This window comes from Bacillus sp. LL01 (assembly GCF_001037965.1).
On the sequence record NZ_LFEL01000001.1, the window covers coordinates 417,620 to 432,622 of the forward strand.

Annotated in this window: 19 protein-coding genes; 7 read left to right on the plus strand and 12 right to left on the minus strand. The window is 41.1% G+C overall.

Going from position 1 to position 15,003, the window contains the following annotated elements:
* Positions 1-202: 202 nt before the first annotated feature.
* On the plus strand, positions 203-454 hold the full coding sequence (locus tag AB685_RS02040) for a hypothetical protein (protein ID WP_047968881.1): 252 nt from the start codon (positions 203-205) through the stop codon (positions 452-454).
* Between the two features lie 3 nt (positions 455-457).
* Here the strand turns inward: AB685_RS02040 and AB685_RS02045 are convergent, their stop codons facing one another.
* The 5 genes from AB685_RS02045 to AB685_RS02065 all read right to left on the minus strand — a co-directional run bounded on the left by AB685_RS02045 (position 458) and on the right by AB685_RS02065 (position 5,260).
* Positions 458-1,300 carry a DegV family protein gene (locus AB685_RS02045; RefSeq protein WP_047968882.1) on the minus strand — a complete coding sequence of 281 codons (843 nt, stop codon included), beginning with the start codon at positions 1,298-1,300 and terminating at the stop codon, positions 458-460.
* Positions 1,301-1,344: 44 nt separating this feature from the next.
* Complete coding sequence (locus AB685_RS02050; protein WP_047968883.1) at positions 1,345-2,202, minus strand: amidohydrolase family protein; 858 nt, start codon at positions 2,200-2,202, stop codon at positions 1,345-1,347.
* Positions 2,203-2,354: 152 nt separating this feature from the next.
* Positions 2,355-2,834 (minus strand): glutathione peroxidase, encoded by a 480-nt coding sequence (locus tag AB685_RS02055; RefSeq protein WP_047969690.1) that lies wholly within the window; start codon positions 2,832-2,834, stop codon positions 2,355-2,357.
* A 243-nt stretch (positions 2,835-3,077) separates the two neighbouring features.
* Positions 3,078-3,569, minus strand: coding sequence for a hypothetical protein (locus tag AB685_RS02060; RefSeq protein WP_047968884.1), 492 nt, complete (start codon positions 3,567-3,569; stop codon positions 3,078-3,080).
* Positions 3,569-5,260 (minus strand): formate--tetrahydrofolate ligase, encoded by a 1,692-nt coding sequence (locus tag AB685_RS02065; RefSeq protein ID WP_047968885.1) that lies wholly within the window; start codon positions 5,258-5,260, stop codon positions 3,569-3,571. Before AB685_RS02065 ends, AB685_RS02060 begins: the two co-directional genes overlap by 1 nt.
* A 228-nt stretch (positions 5,261-5,488) precedes the next feature.
* On the opposite strand from AB685_RS02065, the gene AB685_RS02070 reads away from it, so the two are divergent.
* Positions 5,489-6,667: a glycosyltransferase gene (locus tag AB685_RS02070; RefSeq protein WP_047968886.1), complete on the plus strand. Its 1,179-nt coding sequence runs from the start codon at positions 5,489-5,491 to the stop codon at positions 6,665-6,667.
* A 28-nt stretch (positions 6,668-6,695) separates the two neighbouring features.
* On the opposite strand, the gene AB685_RS30070 is transcribed toward AB685_RS02070, so the two are convergent.
* The 3 genes from AB685_RS30070 to AB685_RS02080 all read right to left on the minus strand — a co-directional run bounded on the left by AB685_RS30070 (position 6,696) and on the right by AB685_RS02080 (position 8,511).
* The gene (locus AB685_RS30070; RefSeq protein WP_082153462.1) at positions 6,696-6,848 is read right to left on the minus strand and encodes a DUF3934 family protein; all 153 of its coding nucleotides are present in this window, start codon (positions 6,846-6,848) and stop codon (positions 6,696-6,698) included.
* A gap of 278 nt (positions 6,849-7,126) precedes the next feature.
* On the minus strand, positions 7,127-7,816 hold the full coding sequence (locus AB685_RS02075; RefSeq protein ID WP_047968887.1) for an AIM24 family protein: 690 nt from the start codon (positions 7,814-7,816) through the stop codon (positions 7,127-7,129).
* A gap of 14 nt (positions 7,817-7,830) precedes the next feature.
* Positions 7,831-8,511, minus strand: a complete 681-nt coding sequence (locus tag AB685_RS02080) for a class I SAM-dependent methyltransferase (protein WP_047968888.1) — start codon at positions 8,509-8,511, stop codon at positions 7,831-7,833.
* 71 nt (positions 8,512-8,582) lie between these two features.
* On the opposite strand from AB685_RS02080, the gene AB685_RS02085 reads away from it, so the two are divergent.
* The 3 genes from AB685_RS02085 (at position 8,583) to AB685_RS02090 (ending at position 9,763) form a co-directional block, all read left to right on the plus strand.
* Positions 8,583-8,807 carry a DUF3892 domain-containing protein gene (locus tag AB685_RS02085; RefSeq protein ID WP_082153463.1) on the plus strand — a complete coding sequence of 75 codons (225 nt, stop codon included), beginning with the start codon at positions 8,583-8,585 and terminating at the stop codon, positions 8,805-8,807.
* A 23-nt stretch (positions 8,808-8,830) separates the two neighbouring features.
* Positions 8,831-8,974, plus strand: coding sequence for a hypothetical protein (locus AB685_RS31630; RefSeq protein ID WP_198530441.1), 144 nt, complete (start codon positions 8,831-8,833; stop codon positions 8,972-8,974).
* A gap of 156 nt (positions 8,975-9,130) precedes the next feature.
* Positions 9,131-9,763: an FMN-binding negative transcriptional regulator gene (locus tag AB685_RS02090; RefSeq protein WP_047968890.1), complete on the plus strand. Its 633-nt coding sequence runs from the start codon at positions 9,131-9,133 to the stop codon at positions 9,761-9,763.
* Between the two features lie 289 nt (positions 9,764-10,052).
* On the opposite strand, the gene fetB is transcribed toward AB685_RS02090, so the two are convergent.
* The 4 genes from fetB to AB685_RS02110 all read right to left on the minus strand — a co-directional run bounded on the left by fetB (position 10,053) and on the right by AB685_RS02110 (position 14,138).
* On the minus strand, positions 10,053-10,805 hold the full coding sequence (gene fetB / locus AB685_RS02095) for an iron export ABC transporter permease subunit FetB (RefSeq protein WP_047968891.1): 753 nt from the start codon (positions 10,803-10,805) through the stop codon (positions 10,053-10,055).
* Positions 10,802-11,521: a phosphate ABC transporter ATP-binding protein gene (locus AB685_RS02100; protein ID WP_047969691.1), complete on the minus strand. Its 720-nt coding sequence runs from the start codon at positions 11,519-11,521 to the stop codon at positions 10,802-10,804. Before AB685_RS02100 ends, fetB begins: the two co-directional genes overlap by 4 nt.
* Positions 11,522-11,615: 94 nt before the next feature.
* On the minus strand, positions 11,616-13,787 hold the full coding sequence (locus tag AB685_RS02105) for a DNA topoisomerase III (protein WP_047968892.1): 2,172 nt from the start codon (positions 13,785-13,787) through the stop codon (positions 11,616-11,618).
* A 105-nt stretch (positions 13,788-13,892) separates the two neighbouring features.
* Positions 13,893-14,138 (minus strand): hypothetical protein, encoded by a 246-nt coding sequence (locus tag AB685_RS02110; protein ID WP_047968893.1) that lies wholly within the window; start codon positions 14,136-14,138, stop codon positions 13,893-13,895.
* Positions 14,139-14,333: 195 nt separating this feature from the next.
* Here AB685_RS02110 and cspD point away from each other — a divergent pair, with 195 nt between their 5' ends.
* Positions 14,334-14,534, plus strand: a complete 201-nt coding sequence (gene cspD, locus AB685_RS02115) for a cold-shock protein CspD (protein WP_047968894.1) — start codon at positions 14,334-14,336, stop codon at positions 14,532-14,534.
* A 165-nt stretch (positions 14,535-14,699) separates the two neighbouring features.
* Positions 14,700-14,981 (plus strand): DUF2564 family protein, encoded by a 282-nt coding sequence (locus tag AB685_RS02120; protein WP_047968895.1) that lies wholly within the window; start codon positions 14,700-14,702, stop codon positions 14,979-14,981.
* Positions 14,982-15,003: the final 22 nt, after the last annotated feature.

Here is a 15,003-nt window from a genome sequence, read left to right on the forward strand (position 1 = left end):
CTTTTGATTCCATCTTATTTTACCATGAGTGAGTATATATCCATACCATTTCGCAATGGAAGCCATTTCAATAGTGTAACATACCTACTTAATCCCTCATAAAATAGGGATAGAGTTACATGAATCCACTAACTAAAAAAGCCGATGACAATGTCTGATTAAAACTTCAGACATGCACATCAGCTATTGAGGAGGAGAACAGTTGAACTATCCTCGTAATTTCAACAATCCGCAAATTGGCACGGCATGGTTTGGAACCCATATTGTACTCATTAACTGCAATCATCAAACCGGTGAAATGCTAACCTTGTTTCAAAGCGATCATGCCCCGACTGAGCCAGTATCCGAAAGTTGTGCTGAAACATTATCAAGATATATCAGCATCGGCTATACACTTATTGGAGCCTACCCTCTTAATAAAAGGGAAATCCAGTATGTTCTACAGTACCGATGAGCGTTATTCGTTATACCATGATATCCCTATCGTATTGACTCCGGCATGCACGGCAATTGCAGTAGATAAAGGGAAAGGGTTAATTGGGATATCCGGATACTTTTCCTTGAGATTGGCTACTAGAACATCCGCTTCCTCCACGTTCGTACCATGTAAAACAAACAATTCTTTGATGTTTGCCTGTTCATTGGCTTCGTCAAGGAAATCAACAATCTTTGATAACGCTTTCTTTTGGGTACGTACCTTTTCTGCTACATCGAGCTTTCCTTCTTCTATCCGAATGATTGGTTTAATCTGGAGAAGGCTACCCAATAATTTTTGTACTCCTGACATTCTACCACTACGGTGCAACTGTTCAAGACTGCCAATCAGAACATAGATGTCACATTTTGTTGCCAAATCATGGAGGTAGTCCAGAATTTCCTCATGCGACTTGCCTGCCTCTTGAGCTTGAATGCCTTTCTTTACCATGGCGGATAGTGGGAACGAAATGACTTTTGAATCCACTGTGTGAACAGGAATTTCCACAAGCTCCCCTGCTTGCATACTGGATGATACCGTCCCGCTTAGATGACTAGATAGGTGCACAGAAATAATTCGATCATAGGATTCTGAAAGCTTATTGTACAATTCCACAAATGCCCCTACGGAAGGTTGAGAAGTTTTGGGCGGGGTACTGCTTGCCGCAAGCCTTGTATAGAAGTCCTCTAAAGATAAAGTGACTCCATCGAGAAATTCTTCCTCTTCAAAATATACCACCATCGGTATGCTATATACATCAGGATGGTTCTTCAACATCTCGTCCAAATATGCCGTACTATCAGTTACCCATGCTATCTTTTCCATAAAAAATCCCCCGTTCTCTATATCTTTTATCCTATTTTATTCTACTATTCTGATAATAATGATTGCAACCTTGGAAATACCTTTAATGCGGTGTCATGGAATACCGCTTGATGAAAGTCTTCAGGAATAATCCCTTTGATGAATTGTATATAGCTACCCACTGATAGAAGTGGCCAATCAGTCCCAAACATAAGCTTCTCATAATGGTCGCAGTAGTCGAGAGCATGTAAAAGGTGCTGCAGAAACCTTGTCTGCCGATGGCGATTAATTTCCCGTTCTGTTCCGACAATCAATCCCGAAAGGTCCGCATACATGTTTCTGTTTTTATACACAACCTCTGCACCATCGAGTACCCAAGGGTCACCGAAATGTGCCATTACAAAGGTGACATCCCGGTTTGCAACAGCCACCTCATCTAGTGTCAATGGGTGTGAGTATTTTAACAGCCCTCTTTCTGAATATGTATCCCCTGTATGAAATACGACCGGTAATTGATACTTGGCTGCCAGTCGGTAAATCGGAATATAAATCTCATCATAGGCATAGAAGGGGTAATAGCCCAAATAGATTTTCATTCCTACCACATTGGTTTTTTGAATTACTCTTTCAAGTTGCCTGAGATTCTCTTCTTTCATCCTATAAGGGTTAATCCCTGGACAATAACCCATGTTTGCGGGAATGAAAGGTGAAAGGTCTAGCCCCATCGGCGTTTCACTGCGATTGTCCGGAAATCCATAAGGCTCTGTCTCTGTAACCCCCATCGCCACCGCTCCCACTACATGATGTTCCTTCCATTCTTTCAGGAGCCCATCATATGTATAGGATAGACGTGAAAGGTTATCTGCGGTGTCCTTAAAGCTCTTAATAGTTGAAAAATGCACATGGGCGTCAATGATTTTCAAGCGCTTACTCCTTTCTTCGGATAGTGATAATATTATTTATTCGATAGTAATATAGAAAACCCTTCTCTAAATTTAAGAAAAGGGTTTTCTTTTATAATAGGTTTTATAAGTCGCCATTATTCTTTCAATAGCAAAAAATCAGTTTAAATTTATTATAGTAACTTCTCAATATCATTTTTCAATTTTGATGGTGAGGTCGTAGAAGCAAAGCGCTCCACCACTTCCCCGTTTCTGTCCACAAGAAATTTGGTGAAATTCCATTTAACCGCTTTTGAGCCAAGTAATCCCGTCGCATTTTCTTTTAGATATTCAAAGAGTGGATGGGTATCGTCACCATTCACTTCCACTTTGGAAAACATAGGAAAGGAAACACCATAATTCAACTGGCAAAAGTCATTGATTTCCTCTTCTTTTCCTGGTTCCTGATTGCCGAATTGGTTACAAGGAAACCCAAGTATCATAAATTGTTTATCTTGATACTCTTTGTAGAGCTCCTCCAACTCTTCAAATTGCGGGGTAAAACCGCATTTACTAGCTGTATTGACAATAAGAATTACATATCCTCTATATTCCGATAACGGTACTTCATTACCTTTGATGTCGATTGCAGAAAAGTCATAGATTGTTGACATTGTGCTCACCTCATTTTTTTTGGTTCTGTTAAACACCGCTGTTGATTTCCGCACCGGGCTTCGCTTTCCGCGGGGCGCTTGTGGAGCCTCCTCGGCAAGCCTGCGGGGTCTCCACTAAGCGCTACCTCCCGCTGGAGTCTTCGCCCTGTGCTACAATCAACAGCTAAAAGTCTCTTTTACATAGCTGATTTATACTCATTATGAATCAAGGGGATGGTTCTGTCTATGTTGAGTATGCTGAAGCTAGTTAAGGCTTTGGATCATAAAAGTAAGCATATCTCTAAGGTCATCAATATTCTCCTCATGGATAAGCCTGGTAAAGTTGATTTCAGCTGAAAGTGTAACCTCTTCCTCGGCGTCGTGTTTTCTGGTGGAAAAGATGGTGATTTCTCTTTCTTCCCAAATATCTGAAAGAAAGATTCTCCATTTCAACACTTCAGCATCGATATCAGCTTCAGGGTGAGCTATTTTCATAAATACTAGCTTCACACGGCAACCAGGCTTCTCGTTTAGCCGGAGTAATTCTCCTGAGATATTTTCGATATCAGAGGAAAGACTAATCTCTCCAAACACTTTGTCATCTAGCGTAAATTTCATACTGAAGGAACGGGACATCGTCGCCAGGTCAATCCTATCCTTGCGGTCTGCAATCTGAATCTGTCCTACGAGATCCAAATCGTATAAATCACCCTCGATTACCACTTTCAAATTATCAAAGACAGTAGGGTCGAACATCAGAAAAGTCCTACCGCTTTTCCATCCACATCCACATCCATATTAAGTGTTGCTGGCTGCTTTGGCAGTCCTGGCATCGTCATGATATTTCCGGTCAGTGCAACGATGAACCCAGCTCCTACCGATGGCTTCAACTCCCTGATTGTGATGGTGAAGTTTTGAGGTCTGCCAAGCTTCTTGGCATCATCGCTTAAAGAGTATTGCGTCTTTGCCATACAAACAGGCAGATGGCCCCACCCCTCACCAACAATCTGCTGAAGCTGTTTCTTTGCAGCGGGGAGCAGTTCCACTCCTGATGCACCATAGACGTTTTTCACAATCGACTCCAATTTTTGTTCGAGCGGGTCCTCGGAATTATATAATGGAGTAAATTCAGCCTGCTTATTTTCCAACTGCTGAAGAACTTTCGTCGCCAGGTCTATTCCACCTTCCCCGCCTTTTTCCCAGACTTGGGTCAATGCCATAGGAATCTGGTTTTCCTCGCACCATTGACGTACAAAATCAATTTCAGCTGCGGTATCGGTAATAAATTCATTCAAGGCAATAACAAATGGCAGGCCAAATTTTTGTACAGTTTCAACATGTTTTTTTACGTTTTCTATACCTAACGTCAATGCTTCAAGATTCTCTTCCTTCAGCTGATCCTTAGACATCCCTCCATGCATTTTAATAGCACGAATGGTTGCCACAATTACCACTACTTCTGGGTTGAACCCAAGAGCAGGTGTTTTGATATGCAGAAATTTCTCCGCTCCAAGATCTGCCCCGAATCCAGCTTCTGTCACCACATAATCACCTAGCTTCGCAGCCATTTGCGTGGCCATCACACTGTTACAGCCATGTGCTATGTTGGCAAAAGGTCCGCCGTGAATAATAGCCGGTGTATGTTCCATTGTCTGTACAAGGTTTGGCATGCAGGCATCCTTTAGGAGCAAAGTCAATGCACCTTCCACTTTGAGATCCTTTACAGTTACCGGTTTTTTAGTAACATCATAACCAATGACCATTTTGGAAAGCCGTTTTTTTAAATCACTTAAGTCCTTTGCCAAACAAAACACTGCCATTATTTCAGATGCAACCGTAATATCAAAACCATCCTCACGAGGCACACCTTGAGTAGGTCCGCCCATCCCAATCACCACTTTTCTGAGAGCACGGTCATTCAAATCGAGCACCCTTTTCCAAGTGATTCTTCTTGTGTCGATCTGCAGGGCATTTCCTTGATGGATATGGTTATCAATCATCGCCGCCAAGGTATTGTTGGCAGTCGTGATGGCATGGATATCCCCTGTAAAATGAAGGTTGATATCCTCCATCGGCAACACCTGTGAGTATCCCCCACCAGTTGCTCCACCCTTCATACCCATTGTTGGCCCAAGAGATGGTTCCCGCATTGCAATCATCGCTTTTTTACCAAGCTTATTTAGCGCCTGACCAAGTCCCACTGTAACCGTAGACTTTCCTTCACCCGCTGGAGTGGGATTGATTGCTGTAACCAAGATGACCTTACCATTTTCTTTCGTATGTAAACGTTTTGTTATATCAAGAGAAAGTTTTGCTTTATATTTTCCATATAGCTCTATTTCATCTTCTTCAATATCAAGCAGACTAGCAATGTCCATAATCTTTTTCATAGATGCTTGCTGTGCAATCTCAATATCGCTAAGCACCGCAGTCTTAGTATGCTTCATCATTCATTCCCCCGTATATAATGATAGACTTCTTTATTACCTGCCAAACAATGTTATTATTGTACCACTTTTCTTTAAAATTATGGGTGTGGTTCTGCTCACCAGCCTCCTCTGCCGTTTAAAATTTCATAAAACCTTAACATATATTTTGAAAAACTTTAATTTTCCGACAACAAACGGCTGATAACATTTATTATGGGGACAGTTAATTTGTTAGGAGGTTTAAAGATGGGTAAGAGGAATCCAAAGATTATTATATTGACTGCTTCTTATGGAAATGGTCATTTGCAAGTTGCCAATTCTCTTTATCAGGAGTGTTTGAACAGAGGATTTGATAATGTAAAAATTTGCAATCTATATGCTGAATCACACCCCTTCTTTTCGGAACTGACTGAAAAACTTTACAAAAAAAGTTTTACTTTCGGCAAGCAATTCTACAAGCTGTTTTATTATGGTACGGATAAAATGCAAAGTAAAAAATTGCTTCGATGGTATTATCAGTATGGATTCAAACGGTTGACGTCTCTTATCCAAACGGAAAAATCCGACATATTAATTAACACCTTTCCGATAAACGCCGTTCCTGAATTTAGAAGAAGGACAGGCATCGTTATTCCGACTTTCAATGTCATAACCGACTATTGCCTTCACAGACTTTGGCTGCATCATGAAATAGATAGATACTATGTTTCCACAAATGAAATGAAATTAAAAATAATGTCAGAAGGTGTTATTGAATCCAAAGTAGTAGTAAGCGGCATCCCTATCCGACCAGCATTTTCAGAAATAAGGAACAAAAGGCATCTCTTTGAAAAATATCATCTTACTCCAGGAAGAAATTTGGTCCTCCTTCTTGCTGGAGCACAAGGTGTTCTAAAGAATATGAAGGAGATTTGTGAAACCCTTCTCCAACAAACAGATCATCAGGTAACTATAGTGTGTGGCAATAATCATTCTCTAAGAAACGAGCTTGCCCCGTTGGCAAGCAAATACGTTGGAAGGTTCCATTCCTTTGGGTATGTGGAAAGAATCGATGAGCTTTATAGGCTGGCAAGTGTGATCGTTACGAAACCGGGAGGAATTACACTTACAGAGGCTACCGCAATCGGCTCCCCTCTCATCCTTTATAAACCTATACCAGGTCAGGAAAGAGAGAATGCTGTGTTTTTTACAGAAAAAGGGGCTGCAATAACTGTCCATCATCAAGATGAATTGATAGGTACTATTGCCTCTTTACTTGAGAATAAAGAATGGCAAATGGACATTTACACCTCATTAAAAAAGTTGCACATTCCACAGTCGCACCATGTAATTATGGATGATATCCTGACTGAAAGTGATAAAATAGCTAGGTCACCGGTCTTTATAAAAAATGTGAAAATCGATAAAAAAAAGCTTGGGAGCTAAAATATCAGCTCCCAAGCTTTTCTTTCAATCATTCTGAATCACTACCGCCCTTTGCTTTTACACCCTTACTTTTATAAGGCTTGTTGCTTTTGGCTTTATTAGCTGCTTTCTGCCAACGGCTCCATCCCTTCTTACCTGTTCCACGGCCTGTTCCTCCGCCTTTGCTCTTTCCGCTACTCATCGCCTTCACTCCTGTATATGTTAAATGAATATAATATATATAATTTGATTAAACATCTAGTTTACTACAGTAAAGTGACAATGGAAAGTTTTTTTATGAATGCTTAGAGTAGAGTAATCAAATTAAAGACATTCTAGCTGTTGATTGCAGCACAGGGCGAAGACTCCAGCGGGAGATACCGCTTAGTTGAGACCCCGCAGGATTGCCGAGGAGGCTCCACAGGCGCCGCGCGGAAAGCGAAGCCCAGTGCGGAAATCAACAGCGGCGCTTAACAACATTTACTCACTGGCGGTGTACACTTCCTCGAATGGCTGTACCACCACAAAACCACTGCCGGCGAATTTCATTTGGATAGACTCTCCACTTCCTCTTCCCAAGAAGGTCTTCAACTGCACATCTGTGACAAATTCCGGCTGAAGGTTCCCTGACCACGCAACAGTGGCGTTCGGGTCGGTATAGACTGGCTGCCCAGGATACACCATCAGGGTTAGCGGCTCATAATGAGAGGTAAAGGCAACCATCCCCTGCCCTTCCAGCCTGACATTGAACAATCCGCCCGCCATCATACCTGCCACTCTTCTCATCAATTTGATGTCCCAGTCCAAGCCTTTTTCAAAAGCCAGCAGATCGTTTCCATTAATGAAAATACTGTCGCCTTCTAAATCAAGGATAGTAATCTTCTTTCCCTGATCCGCAACATAAAGCTTACCCTTACCTGAAGCTTTCATTAATTGAGACCCTTCACCTGTAAATGCCTTCTTCATGAGTTTCCCTAAGCCGTGTTCAAGAATCCCTTCCCGCTGGAACTTGATGGACCCCTCATAGGAAATCATGGAACCCATTTTTGCCCATATGTCACCATTAAGGTTTATTTCAAGAATCCTTTCCGTCTCCAGTTCAAACAAACCTTGTCCCTTATCCTCTTGTTTACTTTTTTGAATAAATTGTTGAATGGAGTACTTAGACATACACTATCGCCCCTTTATTTTTTCTGTAGCATGAACACCCACATGAACGTTAATGACTGCTTCAGGATACGAGGCAGGTTAGTAGTGTCCAGCTTTTTTGCTTCTTCCTTATATACGGGCATCCCGTCCATAAGTTCCCAACCATTTTCCTGTGCAAGTTGTTCAAACTCCCAAGGCATCATGGTGTTGCAGATTGCTTTTTGGTTATATAACCTCGGAAAGCTGTTTCCTCTTGGTCCTGCTGTAGGTCCCAGCAAGCCTATAAACAACTTCCCATTAGGTTTTAGAACCTTATGAAACTCCTCCAACACTTGAAGGGGCTGTTCCACCCATTCAATACTATTGATTGCCATGATTGCATCTTTTGATGAAGGGTCCATGTGTAGTGCTGTCAAATCCCCTTTCTGAAAAATTACATGATTATGTACTCTTTTTTCCGTTGCAAGATCAATCATTTTCTCTGATATGTCAATACCGGTTACCTGATAACCGTTCTCCGCCAATAGTAGGGATCCGAAACCGTCCCCACAGCCTGCGTCCAGAATATGTGACCCTTCTGCTAACCTCGCCTGGATGAACGGCACAATGGTCTTCCTGCTTCCATGCAGCCACATGTTCTCACTATTTTCATGCCAAAAACCAGCCCGTTCGTTCCAGGCTTTTTCCGTTTCCTCATTCCAATTGAACGACTTCATCTAAACCCACCTCCGAATAATTTTATTCTACAAGGAAACGCTACAATCGTATAGAGAAAGGAGGATTAACTTTGAGCGAAACATTCGTGGCAGTGCAGAAAAATGGCGATGGAGACATCACAGGTTTTAAAACATCCACCGGAAGAGTCCTCTCCTATCAAGAAGCGTTGAATGATGTAAATCAAGGTGTAGTCATTGGAGCAAATGTATTTAAAGGCAAGGATGGCGAAATGTATATCCGAGGGAATGCGGATGGAGATCCTACCAACAACTTGGATAACTTACCGATGTTCTAACCTGCCGAAAGGAGATAACCATCATGACGAAGAAATATAACAAAGGCGGAAGCCAAAACCAAAACAGTCCTACTAGCAGCATTACAGGCGGAAGCGAGAAAGTTGCTGGTGATAACAGCAAAGGAAACAAGCGAAATAAAGATCAGAAGGATAAAACGGAGCTATAAAGTGAATTTAACTTTTCAGGCTGTTCAAAAGAGGTATTACTCTTCTGGACAGCCATCTTTTTTTGATTGGTAATTTTCAACTATTCCTTTATAATTTTTAGTATATATTCTATTTATCAGCTACCGTTTATTAGTAATCTGCAAAGGAGATTTCAAATGTACATACCTAAACAATTTATTAATGAAAATACGGATGAAATTATTCAGTTTATCCAAGAAAATAGCTTTGGAATATTATTCTCCGAACACGAAGGGATTCCCATTGCCACACACCTTCCTTTTATCGTTTCTCACAAGGAGGATGGTTCCATCATCCTACTATCGCATATGGCAAAAGCAAACCCTCAATGGAAATCACTGAACGACACTCGTGCCCTTGCAGTATTCACCGGTCCTCATGCCTATATTTCCGCTTCTTGGTACGAAGAGGAAAACACTGTATCTACCTGGAACTATGTAAGTGCACATGCTAACGGAAAAATAGAGATTGTCCTGGATGAGAAATCGCTGAAACATATATTGAAAGAAGCAACGAATTTCTATGAAAAAGGGTTTGAAAACCCATGGCGACTAGATGATAACAAAGACACTGTGGATAGTATGTTAAACGGAATTGTAGGCTTGAGAATGCAAGTGGAGAAGCTAGAAGGTAAGTGGAAATTGAACCAACACCACTCCACGTTAAGGAAAGAACGTGTCATTGAACAACTGAAAAAACAGACTCATTATGACTCAAACGAGATTGCGAGATTAATGGAAGAGGATCTTAATAGAAGTAACAAGGGATAAATCCATTGGGTTTATCCTTTGTTTGTTATTGCATGAAAAGTTAATTTATATCATAAAGAAAGGCTGTTTTCGTAAACTTTGTTGCTTTTTCGAAATGTTAAACCAACCGTTATATTCCTTACTGTCGTGCTCTTTTCCCGGCTGTACTGAATAAACTACATGCCTGTTTTAGAGTAGATATACTGTAAAAAGTCCAATTGCCGACTTTTTACTAGTGAATAGCAACAATCTTTGAGAAAAGAGCCTAAAGAAAAGCCATCAGAATCGATGGCTTTTTTATATACCCACATCACCTCATCCTCAAAAGCTGCTTTCGCTCATTGAACAAGGTTGGATAAGAGAGGAATCCAAGCATAATGCTTGTTACAGAGGCGGTAGTCAGAAGTAGAAATAAAATAAGCAACTGTAACTGCACAGCTTGTATAGGACTTGCACCTGCAATGATTTGTCCGCTCATCATTCCCGGAAGCTGGACAAGCCCAATTGTTTTTTGACTTTCAATAGTGGGAATCATACTTGCCTTGATTGCCTGTATGAGCTGGGTATGAATGGCCTGCTTGGTTGTTCCACCAAGAGAAAGGATCAAATCGATTTCGTCCTCTCTTGCTTCTACCTCTGACATAAATCTATTTAGAAATAAGATTCCAAGTACCATGGAGTTCCCGATGATCATGCCACTGATCGGAATGATATATTGCGCGGTTGGAGGAGTGATATTGAACCCGATCAAAATCCCTTGCGTCAGGATTTCAATAAAAATAAAGGTAATAGCCACTTTCCATGTGATTCCTTGGATCCGGGTCTTCTTTCTTGCAACATTCTGAACCGCAGCAGCAATCATGATGATTACCATTAACGTAATAAAAAAATACCCTTCCGATTCAAAAACGAACGTGAGCAGATAACCGACGATAAATAGCTGTATCACTGATCTTACAACCGCGATAATAGTATCCTTCTCCAAGCCCAGCCGGAAGGATTTAGAAAGCACAATAGGTATGAGAACAAAGATGAGTGCGATGGAAAGAGTCAGTGCGTTCATCCCAAATCCCCCCTAAGAAAAGCTTGGACTTTTTCATTTCGGGAGTTTTCAATTTCATTGCTTTTTCCCGCTTCCAACAGTTGCCCATTCATTAAAAACCACGTGTAGGTTCCGACAGTCAGCGCCTGTTTCAGGTTGTGAGTTATCCATACAATAGTCGTACCGTATTTCTTACTTACCTTTTGAATTAATTCATTGATTTCTTTTTGGGATACTTGATCCAAAGAAGCCGTAATTTCGTCCAATAGCAATACCTTTGGCCGGTTAACTAATGTTCGTGCGATGGACACCTTCTGCCTCTGCCCCCCTGATAAATCTTTGATGTTCTGATGTAAATGGTCTTCTCCAAGACCAACAACATTTAATATTTCCTTGGCTTCTTCTTCCGACAGTGAACCATTCTGGAGTCGTAATGGCAAAGAAAGATTATCAAACACATCTCCATCGACCATTGGGGCACTTTGCAGAGCAATCCCAACCAGCATACGAAGCTCAGTAGGTTCATATTGGTTAATCTCTTTGCCATTTATCACAATTTCACCTGAAGTAGGTGAAAGCAGACCGTTTAGCACCTTTAATAAGGTTGTTTTGCCAGCACCCGAGGGACCGACAAAAGTTGTGATCTCCCCTTCACGAATGACACCTGTAATTCCTTTTAAGATATGTATGTCTTCCGTTTCATAATGCACGTTTTTTAATCGTATTGCTTCCTGCAAACTTAACCCCTCCTTCCCTGTGTCACCACTTTCTACTATTCCCTTGTCAGGTAAAAAAATAAGGCCGAGCATATTACTACCCGGCCATGGAATCTTAAAATACAAATTGAATTCTGTCCTCTTTCCACTCCAGAGATGCGTTGAATACCTTTTCCCCTTTTTTGAACCCTTTAATCTCATCAGTTTTCCCTTCCCCTAACAGCTTTTTCGCATTAGTAGCGGAGATTGTTTTTCCGAGTATCTTTTTGGAGATGGTAAAATTGCATTTATTTGAATTGTAGTTGGAACACCCATAGAATGAGCCTTTGTCCACTATATCCCCATCACATTTTTTACAAGTGCCAACTTTGGTTCCCGTTCCTGCCGACCCACGACTTCGACGCTTTCCTTTTGTGTACTTGAATTCACTGATGTCCATTCCTTCAAATGACCATTGGTCACTTTGTGTTTTGGCATCATCTATCAGTTTAATGGAGAGCTTTTTGACCTGCTCCATGAACTCTTCTGGAGATGCCTTCCCTTCCCCGATTTCATGAAGCCTTTGCTCCCATTTAGCGGTCATTTCCGGGCTTGCTAGAATGCTTGGACCAATCGACTGAATGAGTAGTTTTCCTTTATTGGTAGCAAATACTTGATTTCGTTTAACATCGATATACTTTCTATCTTTTAGCACCCCGATAATGCCAGCACGGGTCGCTTCTGTTCCAAGACCTTCCGTTTTGTTGAGCACTTTCGTCAATTCCCCATCCTCCAGGTGCTTGCCGGCGGTCTTCATCACAGTAATCAATTGACCTTCCGTATATCGTTTCGGTGGTTGGGTCTTTCCTTCTTTTACTTTCACATCATGGACATTGCCTGTTTCCCCTTTTTCAAGGGAAGGGAGATTTTGTTCTTCTTCATCTGTTTCCTTGTCCTTTTTGTTCCCATAGATGACGGTACGCCACCCAGTCTGCACCTCTTCTTTCCCTTTTGAGAAAAACGTGGCGCGCCCATCCACTAAGGTATTAATCGTAGTGTAGTCGAAAATCGCTTTATCGTAGTGAGCTGCAATAAGACGCTTTGCTATAAGCGTGTAAATTTTCTCCTCATCAGGTGACATCTTAGATGGGTCGGTTACCTGCTCGGTCGGTATAATGGCATAGTGATCAGTTACCTTCTTCTCATTTACCACCCGCTTGTTATTCATGACGGACGAAAATGGGAGTGGAAAATAAGCTTTAAATGCATCAAACGAACTCAGCTTCTGTAGTGTTTCGGGAAACATGGCTGCCTCTTCTTTTGTCACAAAGCTTGAGTCAGAGCGGGGATAGGAAATAATCCCTTTAACATATAGCTTTTGAGCTATCTCTAATGTTTTCTGTGGTGAAAATTTATACATGCTGTTGGCTGTAGCCTGTAAGGAAGACAGGTTGAATAGGAAAGGAGGTTGAAATTCTTTTCGTTCCTTCTCAATGGTATCAATCCGAGCGTCTTTCCCTTTACAGAACTGCACTATTTTTTCGGACAAATTTGGATTATCGAGCCTCGATTCCTCATTCTTATGCCATTTTCCTTTATATTTCTTTCCGTTCATATTGAATGTTGCCAGCACTTCCCAGAAAGGCTTTGATTGGAAATTTTCTATTTCCAGCTCCCTTTTTACAATTAAAGCGAGGGTTGGTGTCTGTACCCTACCAGTGGAAAATACATCGGAAATCCCTTTCTGTTGCAAGAGTAAAGTATATGCTCTTGACGCGTTCATCCCTATCAACCAGTCAGCACATGATCTACTTAATGCTTCATAGTAGACATTCCTGGTTTGGTGCTCATCAAGAAGGTTTTCAAATCCTTTTTGTACCGCTTTAGGTGTCAGTGAGGATATCCATAGGCGCTTTAGAGGTTTATTACAGTTGCTGACAAGAAGGATGATGCGGATGATTGCTTCACCTTCCCGCTCCGCATCACCTGCCATAATGACTTCTGAAACCTCAGGATGATGAACTAATTTTTTCACTGTTTGGAATTGCTTCCATTTGGATTTGGTTACTTTGTGTTGAAATCGTTCGGGTATGATTGGGAGAGTTTGCAGGGACCATCGTTTCCATGCCTTGTCGTATTCTTCCGGGGATAACAGTTCACAAAGATGTCCTACCGCCCAAGTCAACAAGGCGCCATTCGGGAACATCGGTTGCGGGGGGATTTCTACGTATCCATCCTTTTTCTTGAAGGAAAATGGAGCAGCAAGCTTCAATCCTTGATCCGGCTTTTCGGCAATAATTAATTTCACTACATCTTCCACTCCGCTCTATGTAAAAATAAATGCAGGAAAAGAGTGCGCTACCTTCTCTCTTTTCCTACATTTATTATAAAACCAAAACATTTGTTTGTATAGTTACGTGGATACAATATTTTTGACGGGAACTATGTTCTGCACAGTTATTAGTGGATATGCACTCTGTTGAGTTTCTCCTACCACCAGACAGTCGTCAATCTTTACTGCAAAGGAATCCATCAAATAAATGTCCTTTAATACCGAGCACAGACTTTGGTAGATGATGTCCTCGTTTAATGAATACAAATGAAGATTCGTTTTGATCCTTAAGATCATTTCCCTACCCTCATAATGTGTCCGCAGCATAGCTTATCCCCCCTTTACCTATGTGTATGTAGAAATATAAAAAATAAAACAGGTACAAAGTTCGAGTCCTTGACTCTAGTAGAGAAAATATTGTATATTGAAATTGTCATTTAACCGCATTCTTTTTGTCTGGGAATTCGGTTGTGATAATACAATTTTACGGCACACTGTGCGCTTTTAGGAGGAAATATAACAATGCAAAACGGTAAAGTTAAATGGTTCAACAACGAAAAAGGTTTCGGATTTATTGAAGTAGAAGGTGGAGAAGACGTATTCGTACATTTCTCTGCAATCACTGGAGAAGGTTTCAAATCCTTGGAAGAAGGCGAAGAAGTTTCTTTTGAAATCGTGGAAGGAAACCGCGGACCTCAAGCTGCCAACGTTTCAAAACTTTAATCTAAGGCTGTAAAATATACTGTAAAATATATAAGTAAAAGAAAGAGACCGCCATTTTGGTTGGTCTCTTTCTAATTTTCAGATTTTTTTGGTGTATAAAATTTACTTACCGTGAATATCTTCGGCCCCTTTGACCGATTCTAAAAAAAGAAGGAGGCTGTAAAAATGGATAACCAACAACATAATAATGATAACGAAATACACACTGGATACAACGATTTAGGCCAAGTGGAAGTGTCCATCCAATCTGCTGAGAAAATGGTCGGTTCAGCTACCATGAGCCTTGATGCGGAATCAATGGATCATGCAGAAAGAGCTATTTCCAACGCAAGATCATTACTTAATGATGCAAAAAACGCTGGTACCGGACTTGATACAGATTTTCTTCAAAACTGTGAACTGACACTTAACCAGTGTGAACATCAGCTATCTGAAGCACGAAAATGACCGCCTAATGGGCGGTTTTTTA